Genomic DNA, 17,298 nt, shown 5'->3' on the forward strand with positions numbered 1-17,298 from the left:
GGCACCTTTGCGTCCTCGGTCGTCCCCGGTCGACGTGCGGGGTCCCCAGCCACCCATTCGGAAGTACGGGAAGAGATGTCCGCACCCAACAAGTCGTACGACCCTGTCGAGGTCGAGGCACTGAAACCGGAAGAGATCGAGCGCATGCGCGACGAGGCGCTCGCCGCCTTCGCCGCCGCCGACTCGCTCGACGCGCTCGCCCACGCCAAGACCGCCCACACCGGTGGCACCTCGCCGCTCTCGCTCGCCAACCGCGAGATCGGCGCCCTCCCGCCGCATGCCAAGGCCGAGGCCGGCAAGCGCGTCGGCCAGGCCCGCGGCGCCGTCAGCAAGGCGCTGGCCGCCCGCCAGGCCGAGCTGGAGGCCGAGCGCGACGCCCGTGTGCTGGTGGAGGAGGCCGTCGACGTCACCCTGCCGTACGACCGCGTACCGGCCGGCGCCCGGCACCCGCTCACCACGCTGATGGAGCGGATCGAGGACATCTTCACGGCCATGGGCTACGAGGTGGCCGAGGGCCCCCAGGCCGAGGCCGAGTGGTTCAACTTCGACGCCCTCAACATCGGCCCCGACCACCCCGCCCGCGGGGAGGCCGACACCTTCTTCGTGAAGGACGCCCGGGGCGGCGCCGACTCCGGCGTCGTGCTGCGCACCCACACCTCCCCGGTGCAGGCGCGCTCGCTGCTGGACCGCGAACCGCCCGTCTACGTCGTGTGCCCGGGCCGCGTCTACCGCACCGACGAGCTGGACGCCACGCACACCCCGGTCTTCCACCAGGTCGAGCTCCTCGCGGTCGACGAGGGCCTGACGATGGCGGACCTCAAGGGGACCCTGGACCACATGGTCCAGGCCCTGTTCGGCGAGGGCATGAAGACCCGGCTGCGGCCGAACTTCTTCCCCTTCACCGAGCCGTCCGCGGAGATGGACATGGTCTGCTACGTGTGCCGCGGCGAGTCCGTCGGCAACCCGGACCGCCCCTGCCGCACCTGCTCCAGCGAGGGCTGGATCGAACTGGGCGGCTGCGGGATGGTCAACCCCAAGGTGCTCGTCGCCTGCGGGGTGGACCCCGAGCGCTACAGCGGGTTCGCCTTCGGCTTCGGCATCGAACGGATGCTGATGTTCCGCCACAACGTCGAAGACATGCGAGACATGGTCGAGGGTGACGTCCGGTTCACCCGGCCCTTCGGGATGGAGATCTGATGCGGGTCCCGCTTTCCTGGCTGCGGGAGTACGTCGACCTGCCGGAGACGGAGACCGGCCGCGACGTCCAGGCCAGACTCATCTCCGCCGGGCTCGAGGTCGAGACCGTCGAGCAGCTCGGCACCGGGCTCAAGGGCCCCCTCGTCGTGGGCCGGGTGCTCACCATCGAGGAGCTGGAGGGCTTCAAGAAGCCGATCCGCTTCTGCACCGTCGACGTCGGCGCGGCCAACGGCACCGGCGAGCCGCAGGAGATCGTCTGCGGCGCCCGGAACTTCGCCGTCGGCGACAAGGTCGTCGTGGTCCTGCCCGGTGCCGTGCTGCCCGGCGACTTCGCCATCTCCGCGCGCAAGACGTACGGCAAGACGTCCCACGGCATGATCTGCTCCGGCGACGAGCTCGGCATGGGCGACGACGGCACGGACGGCATCATCGTGCTGCCGCCCGAGACCGAGGTCGGCACGGACGCGATCGAGCTGCTGGAGCTCGTCGACGAGGTCCTCGACATCGCCGTCACCCCGGACCGCGGCTACTGCCTGTCGATGCGGGGCGTCGCCCGCGAGACCGCCACCGCCTACGGCCTGGCGCTGCGCGACCCGGCGCTCCTCGACGTGCCCGCGCCCAACGCCTACGGGCACCCGGTCGCGGTCGCCGACCCCGTGGGCTGCGACCGCTTCACCGCCCGCACGGTGGTGGGCCTGGAGCCCGAGGCGCGCTCGCCGATCTGGCTCAAGCGCCGCCTCCAGAAGGCGGGCATGCGCCCGATCTCGCTCGCCGTGGACGTCACCAACTACGTGATGCTGGAGCTCGGCCAGCCGCTGCACGCCTACGACCGCACCCTCGTGCAGGGGCCGATCGGGGTCCGCCGCGCCGAGCAGGGGGAGAAGCTCACCACCCTCGACGGCACCACCCGCGTCCTCGACGCCGAGGACCTGGTCATCACCGACGACCGCGGCCCGATCGGACTCGCGGGCGTGATGGGCGGCGCCGACACCGAGATCGCCGACCACGAGGGCACCGCCGGTGCCACCACCGAGGTCGTCATCGAGGCGGCGCACTTCGACCCGGTCGCCGTCGCCCGCGCCGCGCGCCGCCACCGTCTCTCCTCCGAGGCGTCCAGGCGCTTCGAGCGGGGCGTGGACCCGGAGGCCGCGGCCGCCGCGGCCCAGCGCACGGTCGACCTGCTGGTGCTCCTCGCCGGCGGCACGGCCGAGGGCGGCGTCACCCAGATCACCGCGCCCACCGCGCCCCGCACGATCACCATGCCGGCCGACCACCCGGACCGCGTCGCCGGCCTCGGCTACGGCCGCGCGACCGTCGTCCGCCGCCTCCAGGAGGTCGGCTGCGACGTCCAGGGGCAGGACGAGCTCGCGGTGACCGTGCCCTCGTGGCGCCCCGACCTCGCCACGCCGAACGACCTCGCGGAGGAGGTCATCCGGCTGGAGGGCTACGAGAACCTGCCCTCCACGCTGCCCACCCCGCCGCCGGGCCGCGGGCTCACCGCCCGCCAGCGCCTGCACCGCCGGGCCGGCCGCGCCCTGGCGGGCGCCGGCTACGTCGAGGCGCCGAACTACCCCTTCCTGGGCGAGGAGGTCTTCGACCGGCTCGGCCTGGAGGCGGACGACGCCCGGCGCCGGGTGGTCACCCTGGTCAACCCGCTCTCCGACGAGGAGCCGGCGCTGCGCACCACGCTGCTGCCGGGCCTGCTCGGGGCCCTGCGGCGCAACGACGGCCGGGGCAGCCACGACCTGGCCCTCTTCGAGACCGGCCTGGTCTTCCGCCCGACCGGTGAGGAGCGCCGCGCGCCCCTGCCCTCCGTGGACCGCCGCCCCACCGCGGCGGAGATCGCCGAGCTGGACGCCGCCCTGCCGCAGCAGCCGCGACGGGCCGCCGTGGTCCTGGCCGGCGCGCGCGAGCAGGACGGCTGGTGGGGCGCGGGCCGCCCGGCCGACTGGGCCGACGCGGTCGAGGCGGGGCGCCTGCTCGCCCGGGAGGCGGGCGCGGAGCTGGTGGTGCGCGCCGACCGGCACGCGCCCTGGCACCCCGGCCGATGCGCCGCCCTGTACGCGGTGCGGGGCGGGGAGGAGGTCCTCGTCGGGCACGCCGGGGAGCTGCACCCGCGCGTGGTCAAGGCCCTGCACCTGCCGGAGCGCACCTGCGCGATGGAGCTGGACCTGGACCTGCTGGAGTCGGCCTCGGGCGGTGCGGTGCGCGCGCCGGGCATCTCGACCTTCCCGGTGGCCACCCAGGACGTGGCCCTCGTCGTCGCGGACGAGGTCCCGGCGGCGGACGTCGAGGCGGCGCTGCGCGAGGGCGCGGGCCCCCTGCTGGAGTCCCTCCGGCTGTTCGACGTCTTCACCGGCGAGCAGATCGGCGAGGGCCGCAAGTCCCTCGCCTACGCGCTGCGCTTCCGCGCCGCGGACCGCACGCTGACCGTCGACGAGGCGTCGGCGGCCCGTGACGCCGCCGTGGCCCTGGCGGCCGAGCGCACGGGGGCGTCGCTGCGCGGCGCCTGACCCGGGAGACCGGTGGAGGGGGCGCGCCCGTACACGGGCGCGCCCCCTCCGGCATGTCCGGACACCCGGCACGCGCCCCGCGCGGTCGCGGTCGCGCCGGGCCGTGCCGGCCGGCCCCGCGGCCGGAGGGGATGCGGAGGGAGAGCGGACCCGGCGAGGCCGTGCCGGGGCGCTCCCCCTCCGGCGGGGGCGGGCAGGGAGGGGTGCCCGTCCCCGGTGGGGACCGCCCGGGTCCCGCAGCCGGCGCCGCCCCGCCCGCCGCCGGGTGTCGGGCCGATCGGCGGTCGGGCGGCGCGGGGAGGCCGCCGCTGTACGAGGGGGAGCGGGCGGCCCGGCTGCCTCTTGCGAGGGCACCCAGTCAACCGCCGCCCCGCGCGCGGCGGGAGGGTGCGCAAGTGCCGGAAACCGGCAGGTGTTTCACACCCCGTGCGAATCGTCCTCCCCTACCTCTGATCTTGCGAGAGTGCCCCGGCCTTCGGGTCGGGGGTGGATCGCGTCTCAGGGCTGCTCTGACCTCAGCTGTGGGCACGGGTCTGCATTGCCTGCCCGAGCCCACAGCCGGCCGCGCTCAGTTCGGGCGCTTCTGCTGCGCGATGTAGTCCTTGACCACCTGGAGCGGCGCCCCGCCGCACGAGCCGGCGCAGTACGGGGGCGACCGGAACCGGCCGTGCGTGATCGCCCGGTTGACCCGGCCGGTGAACTCCGCGCGCAGACGGCGCGACGAGACGCCCTTGAGGCTGTTGACCAGGCTGGCGAGCGCGATCTTCGGCGGGCAGTGCACAAGCAGGTGGACGTGGTCGGCCTCGCCGTTGAACTCCTTCAGCTCCGCACCGAAGTCCTCGCACACCTTGCGCATGACCTCCTCGCAGCGCGTCGGCATCTCGTCGTTCATGACGCCACGCCGATACTTCGTGACGAACACCACGTGCGCGTGCAGGTTGTAGACGACTGCTCGGCCTCTGCGGATATCAATCGGAACAAGGCCCGGACCAAGGTCGCCCGCGCACACGCGCGGGTAGCCGACGCACGCCGCGAGTTCCGCCACCGGCTCTCCACGCGCTTGATCCGCGAGAACCAAGCGGTCGCCGTGGAGGACCCGGCGGTGAAGGGACTCGCGCGCACACGCCTGGCCGAGTCCGTGCACGACGCCGGCTGGTCGGCGTTCGTGTCCATGCTGGAGTACAAGGCCGCCCGGTACGGGCGGACCTTCATCCGGATCGGCCGCTTCGAGCCGACCTCCCAGGTGTGCTCGCAGTGCGGTGTCAAGGACGGCCCCAAGCCGCTGAACGTCCGCGAGTGGACATGCCAGGCGTGTGGGGCGGTCCTGGACCGGACATCAACGCGGCGGTCAACGTCGCCAAGGCCGCCGGACTGGCGGTGTCAGCCTGCGGAGCGCAGGTAAGACGGGCACCCGTGCCCGCACCGCGCAGCGAAGCAGGAACCCGCCCGAGGCGACCCACACAGCGAATGTGGGAGCAGGCGGGAATCCCGGGCCTTCAGGCCCGGGAGGATGTCAAGCTGAGTCGGACCGAGGGATCCGGAGGGGCCCATGCAGCCCAACGTCCTGCTCGACGCCCTGCTCGCCGAAGCGGGCTTCTCGCACGCCGGTCTGGCCGCCCGCGTCAACGGGGCGGGCAGCGCGCGGGGTCTGGCCCTGCGCTACGAACACACCGCCGTGGCGCGCTGGTTGAAGGGGCAGCGGCCGCGCGGCCAGGTGCCGGACCTGATCTGCGAGGTACTCGCCGCACGGCTCGGACGCCCCGTCGCGCTCGCGGACGTGGGCCTGGCCGGTGGAGCCGGACCGGGCGGCGACGCCCGCCTGTCCGGCTTCGTCGAGCGGGCGAGCGCGGTGTGGCGCTCGGACGCGCAGCGCCGGGCGCACACCGACGAGGTCCCCGCGGTGACGGGCACTCCGGCGGTGCTGCCCGTGTGGGAGTGGGAGAACCCTCCGGAGGACGCGGACGTCTCCGGCGACGGGCCCCGGCGGGTCTGCCCGGCCGACGTGGAGCTGCTCCGGTCCGCCCGGGCCCACTACGAGTCGATGTACCGGCGGGCCGGGGGCATCGCCACCCGCGCCCGGGTCGTGGGCTTCCTCCACGCGGAGACCGCCCCGCTGCTGCGCGGCTCCTACGACGACGCCCTGGGGCGTGCCCTGCACCGTGCGGCCGGCGGGCTGGTGGCCGTGGCCGGGATCTGCGCCTACGACTCCGACGCCCAGGGCCCGGCTCAGCGCTACTTCCACCAGGCCCTCCGGCTGGCCAAGGCGAGCGGGGACCGGGGGCTGGGGGCCTACGTGGTGGCCCTGCTGGTCAACCAGGCGCTGTTCACGGCGGAGTACCGCCAGGCGGTGGCCTTCGCGGAGGCCGCGCTGCGCTCGGCGGGCCGGTTGATCACCCCCGCGCTGGCGGCCGACCTCCACGCGATGCAGGCCAAGGCGTACGCCCACCTCGGTGACGCGGCCGAGGCGGCGCGGTGCATCCGGCGGGCGGAGGCGGAGGCGGGCCGGATCCGGCCGGGCCGGGAGCCGGACGAGACGGGGTACGTCCAGCCCGGGCTGGTCGACGTGCAGGTGGCCGAGGCCCTGCTCCGGCTGGGCGAGCTGGGGCCCGCCCGGGAGCACGCGGCAGCCGCCGTGCGCACCCCGGCGCACGACCGCGGCCGGGTGCACCGGCTCGCCGTGCTCACCCAGATCGAGCTCCTCGGGGGTGAGGCGGACCGCGCCGCGGAGACCGCCGCCGCGATGGTGGAGCAGGCGCGCGGGATGGAGTCCAGGCGGCTCCGGGACCGGCTCACGGCGGTGCGGGAGCAACTGGCCGGGAGCGGGTCCGCCGCCGCCGCGGCCGCCGCCGATTCCATCGAGGCCACATTGCGCGTTCCGCTCTGACCTCCGTCCTGCTGCCATGTTGTCACCGACCTCCAGGAAGGTGGCAGAACCATGCAGTGGACGAAAGCAAGCGAACGCACTGTGTACAGCAACCCCTGGTTCGGGGTGAACCTCGCCGACGTCGTGCTCCCGGACGGACGGCACCTCGACCACTACGTCATACGGCAGCGCGCCGTCGCCGTGGCGGCGGCGGTCAACACGGCCGACGAGGTGCTGATGCTGTGGCGGCACCGCTTCATCACCGGCAGCTGGGGCTGGGAGCTCCCCGCCGGAGTCGTGGAGGACGGCGAGGACGCGGCCGCCGCGGCGGCGAGGGAGATGGAGGAGGAGACCGGCTGGCGCCCCGGTCCGCTGCGGCACCTGCTGACCGTCGAGCCGTCCAACGGCCTCAGCGACGCCCGGCACCACCTCTACTGGACCCAGGAGGCCGCCCTGATCGGCTGCCCGGAGGACGCCTTCGAGTCCTCCCGCAGGGACTGGGTGCCCCTCAAGGCCGTGCCCGAGCTGGTCGCACGGGGCGAGGTCCCGGCGGCGAACAGCGCCGCCGGGCTCCTGCTGCTGCACCACCTCGTGCTGGGCTGAACCGCCGGGGCGCCGTGCGGTGGCGGCGCCCCGGGGGCGGCGGCGCGCCCGCGGGCGCGGGGGCCGGAGGGCTCAGGAGTAGACGTAGAAACCCGAGCCGCTCTTGCGGCCGAGGCGCCCGGCGTCGACCATGCGCTGCAGCAGCGGCGGGGCGGCGTACAGGGGCTCCTTGAACTCGGCGTACATCGAGTCCGCCACCGAGGCCACGGTGTCCAGCCCGATCAGGTCCGACAGCTTCAGCGGGCCCATGGGGTGGGCGCAGCCCATCTCCATGCCGTTGTCGATGTCCTCACGGCTCGCGATCCCCGACTCGAACATCCGGATCGCCGACAGCAGATAGGGGATGAGCAGGGCGTTCACCACGAAGCCGGAGCGGTCCTGGGCGCGGATCGGGTGCTTGTCCAGCACCTGCTGCACCACGGCCTCGGCGCGCTTGACGGTCTCCTCGGACGTGGTGAGCGCGGGGATCAGCTCCACGAGCCGCTGCACCGGGGCCGGGTTGAAGAAGTGGATGCCGATCACCTGGTCCGGCCGCGAGGTGGCGACGGCCAGCTTCACCAGGGGGATGGAGGAGGTGTTGGAGGCGAGGATCGCGTCGGGACGGGTGACCACCTGGTCGAGGATCTGGAAGATCTCCGTCTTCACCTGCTCGTTCTCCACCACGGCCTCGATCACCAGGTCGCGGTCGGCGAACTCGCCGAGGTCGGTGGTGAAGGACAGCCGCGCCAGCGTGGCGTCCCGCTCCTCCTCGGTGATCTTGCCCCGCTCCGCCGCCTTGGAGAGGGAGCCGTACAGCCGGGTACGGCCGATCTCCAGCGCCTCGCCGGTGGTCTCGGCCACCCGCACCTCCAGGCCGCTGCGGGCGCACACCTCAGCGATGCCTGCGCCCATCTGGCCGCAGCCCACCACTCCGACGCGTGCGATGTCAGCCATTGACTCCGTCACCTCATGCCTTTCGATGGTCCGTCGTCCAGCGGGTCCCCCGTACGGTTCCGGCGCCCGCCGACCCCCTGACGTTACTCCGGATGTGTGGATCACAGGCCGCCAGGGGCGGGCATGCTCCCCGGGGAGTGCGGGGAACCTGGCACGGGACACCCTGCGGACGGCGGAGGCGGACGGATGGCACACATCGGAAGACGGGGCTTCGTGGCGGCGGTGGGCGCGCTCGCGGCCCTGGCGGCGGCGGGCGACGCGGCCGCCGGGCCCGGGCACGGTCGCGGAGACGGTCACGCGCACGGTCACGGCCACCGGCGGCGCGGGCGCGGTGCGGGCCGGGAGTTCCGGGGCATGTGGCTGGCCACCGTCACGGGCCGCGACTACCCCTCGGCGCCCGGTCTGCCGGCCGCCCGCCAGCGGGCCGAGCTGCTCGCCCACCTGGACACGGCCGCGGAGCGGCGGCTGAACGCGGTCGTCCTCCAGGTCAGGCCGTGCGCCGACGCCCTGTGGCCCTCGCCCTACGAGCCGTGGAGCCGCTTCCTGACCGGGACCCAGGGGCGCGACCCGGGCTGGGACCCGCTCGGCACGGCGGTGGCGGAGGCGCACGCGCGGGGCCTGGAGCTGCACGCCTGGTTCAACCCCTACCGGGTGGCGGTGCACACCGACCTCTCGCGCCTGGCGCCCGACCACCCGGCGCGCCTCAACCCGCAGTGGGTGGTCCCCTACGGCGGGAAGCTCTACTACAACCCGGGCCTGCCCGAGGTCCGGGAGTTCGTGCAGCTGGCGATGACGGACGCCGTGCACCGCTACGAGGTCGACGCGGTCCACTTCGACGACTACTTCTACCCCTACCCCGTGGCCGGTCAGCGCTTCGACGACGACGAGGCCTGGGCCCTGCACGGCCGGGGGCACCCGGACCGCGCGCACTGGCGGCGCGCCAACACCGACCTGCTGGTGCGCGGCATGGCGGAACGGCTGCGTGCGGTACGCGGCGGCGTCCGCTTCGGCATCAGCCCCTTCGGCGTCTGGCGCAACGCGTCGACCGACCCGCTCGGCTCCCGGACGGCGGCCGGGGTGCAGACCTACGACGACCTCTACGCCGACACCCGCGCCTGGGTCCGCAACGGCTGGATCGACTACGTGGTGCCGCAGCTCTACTGGCACCGGGGGTTCGCCCCGGCCGACTACGAGGTGCTGGTGCCCTGGTGGGCGGAGACGGTGTCGGGCACGGGGGTCGACCTGTACATCGGGGAGGCGCTGTACAAGGCCGGCGCCGCCGGGCAGCCGGCGGCATGGCAGGACCCGGCGGAACTCTCCCGCCACCTGGAGTTCGCGGCCCGGTACCCGGAAGTGGGCGGCCACTGCTTCTTCTCCGCCAGGGAGGTCGGAGAGGACCCGGTCGGGGCGATGTCCCGGGTGGTGGCGGACCACTACACCCGGCGGGCGCGCGGCAGGCGCTGAACGGGCAGGGCACCGCTCGCGGCGGCGCCCTGCCCGTCAGGTGCGAGGCCCCCTGCCGGGGTCCCCGTGCGGCGGTTCAGGCGTGTTCGTGGTGCTGGACGGTGCAGTCGGGGCCCGGTGACAGCACGGCCTCGTGGCCGTCGTCGAAGCGGACACGGAAGGGAGGGTTCCCCTCCTGCCCGAGCACCTCGAGGACTTCGGCGACCTTGTCGTGCTGTCCCACGATCCTGCCGTGCACCAGCAGCGTGTCGCCCACGTTCGCTTGCATCGAAAGCGCCCTCCTCGAAGCGGGGGGTCGGAAAACGGCGGGTCGTTTCGAGTCTACGGCCGGGGGTGGAGGGCGCATCCCCGGCCGGTCCCCGGGCCCCCGGCCTGCGGACACTCCGGGGCGGCGGCGGGCCGTACCGGCGCGAACCGGCCGTACCGCGGCCGCGCGCCCGCACGCCGTGCGGGCTCAGGCGCGGGCGCGCTGGGTGACCACGATGCACACCAGGACGGCCCCCGCCGTCAGCGGGGCCGCCGCGGAGAGCTCCTCGCCCAGCAGCGCCACCGACCAGACGAGCGTCAGCAGCGGCTGCGCCAGCTGGAGCTGGCTGGCGCGGGCGATCCCGATGCCCGCCATCCCCCGGTACCAGACGTACAGGCCGAGGAACTGGGAGACCGCGGCGACCCAGAGCAGCCCCGCCACCCCCCGGGGCGTGAGCGCGACCGGCTCCACGGCCAGGGCCGCGGCCGCGCCGACGGCGGACAGGGGCAGGCAGAGCACGAGGGCCCAGCCGATCACCTGCCAGCCGGGCATCAGCGCCGCCAGGCGGCCGCCCTCGGTGTACCCGGCCGCGCACACCAGGAGCGCGGCGAACAGGTAGACGTCGCCCGTGTGCAGGGCGCCCCCGCTCTGCTGCACGGTGAAGGCGATCACGGCGGCGGCGCCGGCGACCGCTGCGGCCCAGAAGGCGCGCGAGGGGCGCCGCCGGGTCCTCAGCACGGCGATCACGCTGGTGGTCAGGGGGAGCAGCCCGACCACGACCGCCGCATGGGAGGAGGTGGAGGTCTGGAGGGCCAGCGTGGTCAGCAGCGGGAAGCCGATCACGACCCCGGCGCCCACGACCGCGAGGCCGCCCCAGTGCCGCCGCTCGGGAACCGGCACCCGCAGGGCCAGCAGGAAGCCGCCCGCCAGCAGCGCGGCCAGGACGCCGCGGAGCAGGACCAGGGACCAGGGGCCGAAGCCGTCCAGGCCCCAGACGGTGGCGGGAAAGGTCAGGGAGAAGAGGAGGACCCCCAGGCCCGCGAGCGCGGTACCGCCGCCGACCGCTATCCCGGGAGAAGCAATAGCGCTATTCTGTACTGTCATGAACGAGAGTAGCAGTGTGGTGGAGCTCGCGAACATTCTGAAAAGCGACCTTCACCGCTACTCACCTGGTGAGAAGCTGCCGTCCAGCAGAGTGCTGGTCGAGCGCCATCGCGTCTCCCCGGTCACCGTCTCGCGGGCCCTGGCCCGCCTGGCCGCCGAGGGACTCGTGGTCACCCGGCCCGGGGCGGGCGCCTTCCGGGCCGAACCCGCCTCCGCCCCGCCGCCGGGGGACACCTCCTGGCAGGAGGTCGCCCTGAGCGCGGACTCCGCCACCGAGGTCGTGCCCCGCGCCGTCGACGCCTCCGGTGTGCTGGTCACCCTGGCCGCGCCGCCACCCGGAGTGGTCGAGTTCAACGGCGGCTACCTCCACTCCGCGCTCCAGCCCGAACGCGCCATGGCGGCGGCCCTCGGCCGGGCCGGGCGGCGCCCGGGCGCCTGGGCCCGCCCGCCGGTGGACGGACTGCCGGAACTGCGGGAGTGGTTCGCCCGCGCCGTCGGGGGCGGCGTCGGCCCGGCCGACGTCCTCGTCACCTCCGGAGGGCAGGTGGCGCTCGCCGCGGCGCTGCGCGCGCTCGCCCCGCCCGGCGCCCCCGTACTCGTCGAATCGCCGACCTACCCCGGCATGCTGGCCATCGCCCGCGCGGCCGGACTGCGGCCGGTCCCGGTCCCGGTGGACGCCGACGGGCTCCGCCCCGAACTCCTCGACGCGGCCTTCCACGCCACCGGCGCCCGGGTCGTCGTCTGCCAGCCGCTCTTCCAGAACCCGACCGGGGCCGTGCTCGCGCCCGCCCGCCGCCGCGAGGTCCTGCGCATCGCCCGCGCGGCAGGCGCCTTCGTCGTCGAGGACGACTTCGCCCGCCGCCTCGCCCACGAGGACGCGGGGCCCCTGCCCGAGCCCCTGGCCGCCGACGACCCCGACGGCGTGGTCGTCCACGTCAGCTCCCTGACCAAGGTCACCTCGCCCAGCCTGCGCGTCGGCATGCTGGCCGCCCGCGGCCCCGTCCTGGAGCGGCTGCGCGCCATCCACGTCGTCGACACCTTCTTCGTCCCCCGGCCGCTCCAGGAGGCCGCCCTGGAGCTCGTCGGAGGACCGGCCTGGACCCGCCACCTGCGCACGGTCTCCGCCGAGCTGAAGGCCCGGCGCGACGCGATGACCGCGGCGCTCCGGCTGCGGCTGCCCGGCCTCGACCTGCCGCACGTCCCCTCCGGCGGCTTCCACCTCTGGCTGCGGCTGCCCGAGGGGACCGACGAAGCCACCCTCGTCGGGGCAGCCCTGCGGGCGGGCGTGGCGATCGCCCCCGGGCGTCCCTACTTCAGTGCCGAACCCCCCGCCGGGCACGTCCGGTTGAGCTTCGCCGGCGTCTCCGGGGCCGCCGAGATCGCGGAGGGCATGCACCGTCTGGAGGCGGCCCACGGCGCGCCACCGCACTGAGCGGGCGGCCGGGCGCAGCCGGGGCCGGGCCGCCCAGGACGCTCCCGACCCCTTGACCAGCGGCCTCGCGGCCAGCACCATCACGCCATGAGTGTCCGGGTCACCCTGGTCGCCGCGGCGCGCAGCTCCACGGTGCTCACCGAGCGGTTCGACGACGACCGGCCGCTGGACCAGTCAGGCTGGCACGAGGTCCAGCTCGCCGCGCACGCCCTCGTCCCGCTGAGCGCCGCCGAGCTGCGCTACTGCTCGCCGACCACACGCAGCCGGGCGACCGGCGACGCCCTCGGCTTCGCGCCGCTCGCCCAGCCCGCCCTGCGCGACTGCGACATGGGCCGCTGGCGGGGCTGGACCCTCGCGGAGGTCACCGCCCGCGAGCCGGACGCGGTCGACACCTGGCTGACCGACCCCCGCAGCGCCCCGCACGGCGGGGAGCCGCTGCTCGCCTTCATCTCCCGCATAGGGGGCTGGCTGGACACCCGGCCCGCGGACGTCGGCGGCGCGATCGTCGCCGTGGCGGAACCGGCCGTGGTCCGGGCCGCCTTCGTCTACGCCCTGCGGGCGCACCCCTCGATGTACTGGCACGTGGAGGTCCGCCCCCTGTCGACGATCACCCTGACCGGCACCCCGGGCCGCTGGAACCTCTGCCTGGAGTCCGCCGCCTGAGCCGCCGCGTCCCCGCGGCCTCCACGGGCGGTCCCCGCACGGGCCGCGGGGACGGGGCGGTCCCGCTACAGGTAGGGCCGGGTGATCAGCTCCATCGCGTGCCCGGCCGGGTCCTTGAAGTACACGCCCCGGCCGCCGTGCCCCTCGTTGGTCTCCCCGGGGCGCCGCATCTGCGGGTCGGCCCAGTGCTCCACCCCCTGCTCGCAGAGCCGGGCGTAGGCGCGGTCGAACAGCTCGTCGTCGACCAGGAAGGCGTAGTGCTGCATCTGGATCTCCTCCACCGGCGGCTCGGCGAACTGCAGCAGTACGCCCCCGGAGAGCAGGAGATTGGCGAACGGCCCCCAGGAGGGCGCCTCCGTGAGCTCCAGCAGCTCCTTCAGGAAGCGGGCGGACTCGTGGCGGTCCCGGGCGGCGATGATGGTGTGGTTGAACGTGGCTGTCATGGAGCGCTGACCTCGCTGTCTCGTGCGGTTCCTGCAGGGCGTCGGGTGCAGGGGCACGGGAGGTCCGCGCGGAGCGGGTGCCGGGGGCCGTGCACGCCCCCGCGGTGGGCTCAGAGCTCCACCGGATCGCCTGTCCGTGCGTGGCGCGAAGCCGTTCCGGTGATCATGGGGCGGGACGCTACCCCGGTCCGGCCGGATGCGGCAACGCCGCCCCCGGCCCCGCGTCGGAATCCGGCCACGGCGGCCCGGCGCACCGGGCCCCGGCCGCGGTCGGGCCGTGATCGGGGCCGTGGGATCCTGGGGGCATGGACCTGGAGGACCTCGCCCGGCTGCGCCGCGCCCGCGACACCATGGACCGCGACTACTCCCAGCCCCTGGACGTCCCCGCTCTCGCCCGCGTCGCCCTCATGTCGCCCGGGCACTTCTCCCGCAGCTTCCGGGCCGCCTTCGGTGAGACGCCCTACAACTACCTGATGACCCGCCGCGTCGAGCGCGCCAAGGCCCTGCTGCGCCGCGGCGACACGAGCGTGACCGAGGCGTGCTTCGCCGTCGGGTGCACCTCCCTGGGGTCCTTCAGCTCACGCTTCACCCAACTCGTCGGCGAGACCCCCAGCGCCTACCGGGCCCGCCGCCACGACGCGGGTGCCCCGATCCCCGCCTGCATCGCCAAGATCCACACCCGTCCGGTGCGCACCAGGCCGGCGACCGGGGCCGAGTAGCCCGGCACGCCACCCGGACCGGGCAACCGGTCAGGATCGGAGAAGCGCGAGACCGGTCCGCCCTCGTACCGTCGGGGGCATGGACATCAAACTCTCGCAGTGCTTCATCGCCGTCGACGACCACGACAAGGCCCTCGCCTTCTACGGCGACGTCCTCGGACTGGAGGTCCGCAACGACGTCTCCTTCGAGGGCATGCGGTGGGTGACGGTCGGCTCGCCCGCCCAGCCGGACGTCGAGGTCGTCCTCGAACCGCCGCTCGCCGACCCCAACGCCTCGCCCGCGGACCGGCGGGCGATGGCGGAACTGCTGGCCAAGGGCATGCTGCGCGCCGTCATCTTCTCCACCGAGGACTGCGACGCCACCTTCGAGCGCGTCAGGGCCTCCGGCGCCGAGGTGCTCCAGGAGCCCATCGACCAGCCCTACGGGGTCCGCGACTGCGCCTTCCGCGACCCGGCCGGCAACATGCTGCGGTTCACCCAGCGGGCCGGGGCCTGAGACGGCGGGAAATCCCCGCGCGCCGGGCGCCCCCTCGGGTAGCCTTCCGGGCCGCGGGCCCCGGCGCCCCCCCGCGGCAGGCCGCCCCGAACGGCCTCCCGCCACGGCGCGGAGGCCGCCCCGGGCCCCGGCGACCACCACCCGATGTCACGACGGATGGAGAGACGATGAGCAAGGCCGCGAGCACGGACGGACGGCCGTCCGCGCCGCACCTCGCCGACAGCCACGAGCACATCCGTGTGCACGGAGCGAGGGAGAACAACCTCAAGGACGTCAGCATCGAGATCCCCAAGCGCCGCCTCACGGTGTTCACCGGGGTCTCCGGCTCGGGCAAGAGCTCGCTCGTCTTCGACACCATCGCCGCCGAGTCCCAGCGGCTCATCAACGAGACCTACAGCGCCTTCGTCCAGGGCTTCATGCCGACCCTGTCGAGGCCCGAGGTCGACGTCCTCGAAGGGCTGACCACGGCCATCGCCGTCGACCAGTCGCGGATGGGCGGCGACCCGCGCTCCACGGTCGGCACCGCGACCGACGCCAACGCGATGCTGCGCATCCTCTTCAGCCGCCTCGGCCGGCCCCATGTCGGCCCGCCGTCCGCCTACGCCTTCAACGTCCCCTCCGTCCGGGCCAGCGGTGCGATCACCGTCGAACGCGGCGACAAGAAGGCCGTGAAGGCGACGTTCAACCGGACCGGCGGCATGTGCCCGCGCTGCGAAGGCCGCGGGACGGTCTCCGACATCGACCTGACCCAGCTCTACGACGACTCCAAGTCGCTCGCCGAGGGCGCCTTCACCATCCCCGGCTGGAAGTCGGACAGCTTCTGGACGGTGCGGGTCTACGCCGAGTCGGGCTTCCTCGACCCGGACAAGCCGATCCGCGACTTCACCGAGCAGGAGATGCGCGACCTCCTCCACCGTGAGCCGACCAAGGTGAAGGTCGAGGGGGTCAACCTCACCTACGAGGGCCTGATCCCCAAGATCCAGAAGTCCTTCCTGTCCAAGGACAAGGAGGCGATGCAGCCGCACGTCCGGGCCTTCGTGGAGCGCGCCGTCACCTTCACCCCGTGCCCCGAGTGCGGGGGCACGCGGCTGAGCGAGGGCGCCCGCTCGTCGAAGATCGGGGACGTCAGCATCGCCGAGGCCTGCGCGATGCAGATCAGCGACCTCGCGGAGTGGGTCCGCGGCCTCGACGAGCCCTCGGTGGCCCCGCTGCTCGCCGCGCTCCAGGGCACCCTGGACTCCTTCGGGGAGATCGGCCTCGGGTACCTGTCGCTGGACCGCCCGGCGGGCACCCTCTCCGGCGGCGAGGCGCAGCGGGTCAAGATGATCCGCCACCTCGGCTCCTCGCTCACCGACGTCACCTACGTCTTCGACGAGCCCACGGCGGGCCTGCACCCGCACGACGTGCAGCGCATGAACAAGCTGCTGCTGCGTCTGCGGGACAAGGGCAACACGGTCCTGGTCGTGGAGCACAAGCCGGAGGTCATCGCGATCGCCGACCACGTCGTCGACCTCGGTCCCGGTGCCGGGACGGGCGGCGGCGCGGTCTGCTTCGAGGGCACGGTGGAGGGGCTGCGCGCGTCGGACACCCCGACCGGCCGCCACCTCGACGACCGGGCGGCGGTCAAGAAGGACGTCCGCACACCGACCGGGGCGCTGGAGATCCGCGGCGCCACCACCCACAACCTGCGCGGGGTGGACGTCGACGTCCCGCTCGGGGTGCTGGCCGTCGTCACCGGCGTGGCAGGTTCGGGGAAGAGCTCGCTGGTCCACGGCTCCATCCCGGCCGAGGCGGGGGTCGTCTCCGTCGACCAGTCCCCGATCCGCGGCTCGCGGCGCAGCAACCCGGCGACGTACACCGGCCTGCTGGAGCCGGTCCGCAAGGCGTTCGCCAAGGCCAACGGCGTCAAGCCGGCGCTGTTCAGCGCCAACTCGGAAGGCGCCTGCCCCGGCTGCAACGGCGCCGGGGTCGTCTACACCGACCTGGCGATGATGGCCGGCGTCGCGAGCACCTGCGAGGAGTGCGAGGGCAGGCGCTACCAGGCGGCGGTGCTGGAGTACCGCCTGGGCGGCCGCGACATCAGCGAGGTGCTGGCCATGCCCGTGTCCGAGGCGGCCGCCTTCTTCGCCGACGGCGAGGCCCGCACGCCCGCCGCGCAGCGGGTCCTCGCACGGCTCGCGGACGTGGGACTCGGCTACCTGACCCTCGGCCAGCCGCTGACCACCCTGTCGGGCGGCGAACGCCAGCGGCTCAAGCTGGCCACCCACATGGCGGACAAGGGGGGCGTCTACCTGCTCGACGAGCCGACCACCGGCCTGCACCTCGCCGACGTGGAGCAGCTACTCGGCCTCCTGGACCGGCTCGTCGACGCGGGCAAGTCGGTGATCGTGGTCGAGCACCACCAGGCCGTGATGGCCCACGCGGACTGGATCATCGACCTCGGGCCGGGCGCCGGCCACGACGGCGGCCGGATCGTGTTCGAGGGCACGCCCGCCGACCTGGTCGCGGCCCGTTCCACCGTCACCGGGGAGCACCTCGCGGCCTACGTGGGCGCCTGACCCGCGGGCGCCCCCGCGGCCGGGCGGGCACGCCGGCCGGACGGTCGGCGCGCAGGCCCCCGC

Annotated in this window: 15 protein-coding genes and 1 pseudogene; 11 read left to right on the top strand and 5 right to left on the bottom strand. The window is 74.4% G+C overall.

Annotated elements, in window-relative coordinates:
* Positions 1-75 precede the first annotated feature (75 nt).
* Both pheS and pheT read left to right on the top strand, forming a co-directional pair.
* On the top strand, positions 76-1,197 hold the full coding sequence (pheS, locus tag NPS70_RS13680; RefSeq protein WP_256524477.1) for a phenylalanine--tRNA ligase subunit alpha: 1,122 nt from the start codon (positions 76-78) through the stop codon (positions 1,195-1,197).
* The gene (pheT, locus tag NPS70_RS13685; protein WP_256524478.1) at positions 1,197-3,710 is read left to right on the top strand and encodes a phenylalanine--tRNA ligase subunit beta; all 2,514 of its coding nucleotides are present in this window, start codon (positions 1,197-1,199) and stop codon (positions 3,708-3,710) included. The genes pheS and pheT overlap by 1 nt, the downstream gene beginning before the upstream one ends.
* 568 nt (positions 3,711-4,278) lie before the next feature.
* Here the strand turns inward: pheT and tnpA are convergent.
* Positions 4,279-4,683: an IS200/IS605 family transposase gene (gene tnpA, locus NPS70_RS13690; protein ID WP_256524570.1), complete on the bottom strand. Its 405-nt coding sequence runs from the start codon at positions 4,681-4,683 to the stop codon at positions 4,279-4,281.
* Here tnpA and NPS70_RS13695 point away from each other — a divergent pair.
* The 3 genes and pseudogenes from NPS70_RS13695 to NPS70_RS13705 form a co-directional block, all read left to right on the top strand.
* Positions 4,681-5,195: pseudogene (locus tag NPS70_RS13695) on the top strand (RNA-guided endonuclease InsQ/TnpB family protein); the annotation flags it as partial. The gene tnpA and the pseudogene NPS70_RS13695 sit on opposite strands and share 3 nt — an antisense overlap.
* A gap of 64 nt (positions 5,196-5,259) precedes the next feature.
* Complete coding sequence (locus NPS70_RS13700; RefSeq protein ID WP_256524479.1) at positions 5,260-6,594, top strand: transcriptional regulator; 1,335 nt, start codon at positions 5,260-5,262, stop codon at positions 6,592-6,594.
* Between the two features lie 51 nt (positions 6,595-6,645).
* Positions 6,646-7,176 carry an NUDIX domain-containing protein gene (locus tag NPS70_RS13705; protein ID WP_256524480.1) on the top strand — a complete coding sequence of 177 codons (531 nt, stop codon included), beginning with the start codon at positions 6,646-6,648 and terminating at the stop codon, positions 7,174-7,176.
* 72 nt (positions 7,177-7,248) lie between these two features.
* On the opposite strand, the gene NPS70_RS13710 is transcribed toward NPS70_RS13705, so the two are convergent.
* Positions 7,249-8,109 carry a 3-hydroxybutyryl-CoA dehydrogenase gene (locus NPS70_RS13710; RefSeq protein WP_256524481.1) on the bottom strand — a complete coding sequence of 287 codons (861 nt, stop codon included), beginning with the start codon at positions 8,107-8,109 and terminating at the stop codon, positions 7,249-7,251.
* 186 nt (positions 8,110-8,295) lie between these two features.
* Between NPS70_RS13710 and NPS70_RS13715 the strand changes: the two genes are divergently transcribed.
* Positions 8,296-9,573, top strand: a complete 1,278-nt coding sequence (locus tag NPS70_RS13715) for a glycoside hydrolase family 10 protein (protein ID WP_256524482.1) — start codon at positions 8,296-8,298, stop codon at positions 9,571-9,573.
* A gap of 76 nt (positions 9,574-9,649) precedes the next feature.
* Here NPS70_RS13715 and NPS70_RS13720 read toward each other — a convergent pair whose 3' ends face one another.
* Positions 9,650-9,841, bottom strand: a complete 192-nt coding sequence (locus tag NPS70_RS13720) for a DUF1918 domain-containing protein (RefSeq protein WP_256524483.1) — start codon at positions 9,839-9,841, stop codon at positions 9,650-9,652.
* Between the two features lie 186 nt (positions 9,842-10,027).
* On the bottom strand, positions 10,028-10,924 hold the full coding sequence (locus tag NPS70_RS13725) for a DMT family transporter (protein WP_256524484.1): 897 nt from the start codon (positions 10,922-10,924) through the stop codon (positions 10,028-10,030).
* Between NPS70_RS13725 and NPS70_RS13730 the strand changes: the two genes are divergently transcribed.
* The gene (locus tag NPS70_RS13730; protein WP_256524485.1) at positions 10,923-12,356 is read left to right on the top strand and encodes a PLP-dependent aminotransferase family protein; all 1,434 of its coding nucleotides are present in this window, start codon (positions 10,923-10,925) and stop codon (positions 12,354-12,356) included. The two genes, NPS70_RS13725 and NPS70_RS13730, sit on opposite strands and share 2 nt — an antisense overlap.
* Positions 12,357-12,443: 87 nt before the next feature.
* Positions 12,444-13,019, top strand: coding sequence for a histidine phosphatase family protein (locus tag NPS70_RS13735; protein WP_256524486.1), 576 nt, complete (start codon positions 12,444-12,446; stop codon positions 13,017-13,019).
* Positions 13,020-13,084: 65 nt separating this feature from the next.
* On the opposite strand, the gene NPS70_RS13740 is transcribed toward NPS70_RS13735, so the two are convergent.
* The gene (locus NPS70_RS13740) at positions 13,085-13,462 is read right to left on the bottom strand and encodes a VOC family protein (RefSeq protein ID WP_256524487.1); all 378 of its coding nucleotides are present in this window, start codon (positions 13,460-13,462) and stop codon (positions 13,085-13,087) included.
* 305 nt (positions 13,463-13,767) lie between these two features.
* On the opposite strand from NPS70_RS13740, the gene NPS70_RS13745 reads away from it, so the two are divergent.
* The 3 genes from NPS70_RS13745 to NPS70_RS13755 all read left to right on the top strand — a co-directional run bounded on the left by NPS70_RS13745 (position 13,768) and on the right by NPS70_RS13755 (position 17,235).
* The gene (locus NPS70_RS13745; protein WP_256524488.1) at positions 13,768-14,181 is read left to right on the top strand and encodes a helix-turn-helix transcriptional regulator; all 414 of its coding nucleotides are present in this window, start codon (positions 13,768-13,770) and stop codon (positions 14,179-14,181) included.
* Positions 14,182-14,260: 79 nt separating this feature from the next.
* Positions 14,261-14,677 (top strand): VOC family protein, encoded by a 417-nt coding sequence (locus tag NPS70_RS13750; protein WP_256524489.1) that lies wholly within the window; start codon positions 14,261-14,263, stop codon positions 14,675-14,677.
* A 167-nt stretch (positions 14,678-14,844) separates the two neighbouring features.
* On the top strand, positions 14,845-17,235 hold the full coding sequence (locus NPS70_RS13755; RefSeq protein WP_256524490.1) for an excinuclease ABC subunit UvrA: 2,391 nt from the start codon (positions 14,845-14,847) through the stop codon (positions 17,233-17,235).
* The last annotated feature ends 63 nt before the right edge of the window (positions 17,236-17,298 follow it).

The sequence above is a fragment of the Streptomyces sp. C10-9-1 genome (assembly GCF_024497955.1).
In the GTDB taxonomy this organism is placed as follows: Bacteria; Actinomycetota; Actinomycetes; order Streptomycetales; family Streptomycetaceae; genus Streptomyces; species Streptomyces sanyensis.

Excerpts from the sequence above, each read along its gene's own strand:
- pheS (WP_256524477.1), top strand. The coding sequence starts at position 76 with ATGTCCGCACCCAACAAGTCGTACGACCCTGTCGAGGTCGAGGCACTG.
- pheT (WP_256524478.1), top strand. The coding sequence starts at position 1,197 with ATGCGGGTCCCGCTTTCCTGGCTGCGGGAGTACGTCGACCTGCCGGAG.
- NPS70_RS13700 (WP_256524479.1), top strand. The coding sequence starts at position 5,260 with ATGCAGCCCAACGTCCTGCTCGACGCCCTGCTCGCCGAAGCGGGCTTC.
- NPS70_RS13705 (WP_256524480.1), top strand. The coding sequence starts at position 6,646 with ATGCAGTGGACGAAAGCAAGCGAACGCACTGTGTACAGCAACCCCTGG.
- NPS70_RS13710 (WP_256524481.1), bottom strand. The coding sequence starts at position 8,109 with ATGGCTGACATCGCACGCGTCGGAGTGGTGGGCTGCGGCCAGATGGGC.
- NPS70_RS13715 (WP_256524482.1), top strand. The coding sequence starts at position 8,296 with ATGGCACACATCGGAAGACGGGGCTTCGTGGCGGCGGTGGGCGCGCTC.
- NPS70_RS13720 (WP_256524483.1), bottom strand. The coding sequence starts at position 9,841 with ATGCAAGCGAACGTGGGCGACACGCTGCTGGTGCACGGCAGGATCGTG.
- NPS70_RS13730 (WP_256524485.1), top strand. The coding sequence starts at position 10,923 with ATGAACGAGAGTAGCAGTGTGGTGGAGCTCGCGAACATTCTGAAAAGC.
- NPS70_RS13725 (WP_256524484.1), bottom strand. The coding sequence starts at position 10,924 with ATGACAGTACAGAATAGCGCTATTGCTTCTCCCGGGATAGCGGTCGGC.
- NPS70_RS13735 (WP_256524486.1), top strand. The coding sequence starts at position 12,444 with ATGAGTGTCCGGGTCACCCTGGTCGCCGCGGCGCGCAGCTCCACGGTG.
- NPS70_RS13740 (WP_256524487.1), bottom strand. The coding sequence starts at position 13,462 with ATGACAGCCACGTTCAACCACACCATCATCGCCGCCCGGGACCGCCAC.
- NPS70_RS13745 (WP_256524488.1), top strand. The coding sequence starts at position 13,768 with ATGGACCTGGAGGACCTCGCCCGGCTGCGCCGCGCCCGCGACACCATG.
- NPS70_RS13750 (WP_256524489.1), top strand. The coding sequence starts at position 14,261 with ATGGACATCAAACTCTCGCAGTGCTTCATCGCCGTCGACGACCACGAC.
- NPS70_RS13755 (WP_256524490.1), top strand. The coding sequence starts at position 14,845 with ATGAGCAAGGCCGCGAGCACGGACGGACGGCCGTCCGCGCCGCACCTC.